1 protein-coding gene is annotated in these 556 nt (G+C 38.1%); it reads right to left on the reverse strand.

What is annotated here, in order from left to right:
• A partial coding sequence (locus tag AC3G7N_RS22185) for a dicarboxylate/amino acid:cation symporter (protein ID WP_489424274.1) occupies window positions 1-544 on the reverse strand: 544 nt, incomplete at its 3' end.
• Window positions 545-556 lie beyond the last annotated feature (12 nt).

Consider the following 556-nt stretch of genomic DNA (forward strand, 5'->3'; position numbering starts at 1 on the left):
GTCCGTCCACTACTTTATATACGCTTTCTCCGAGCTTCGCATGCTCCTTCGATGACCGTAATGAAGAAATGGCAATTCCAAATACAATTGCTGTAAAAATGATGCCTAATAGATTTAATTCACTAAAAGCAGTAATGATATTGTCCGGAACAATATTTAATAGAACACTTATTGTGCCCGGGTTCTCTGGAACATCGAATTTTTCATTAGTATCCAATGTCATTCCTGTACCAGGGCTGAAAATGCTGGCCACGGCGATTCCAACAATAATAGCTAATGCGGATGTCAATAAATAATAGACAAATACTTTTCCGCCCATGCGTCCAAGGTTTCCAATTTTTGTTTGATTGACACCAACAATCAGTGTGAATAATATTAGCGGAATGATAAGGAATTTAAGCAGACGAATTAATAAGTCCCCAAATGGTGCTAAAACGGCCGCATCTTTCCCAAAGATAATCCCAACAATTATGCCGAGAATTAGTGCTACAGTAATCTTCAAAATAAGCGATGCATGGATATAACCTCTCCATATTGTTTTCATTAAACGACGACC

It is taken from the genome of Virgibacillus carmonensis, assembly GCF_057836705.1.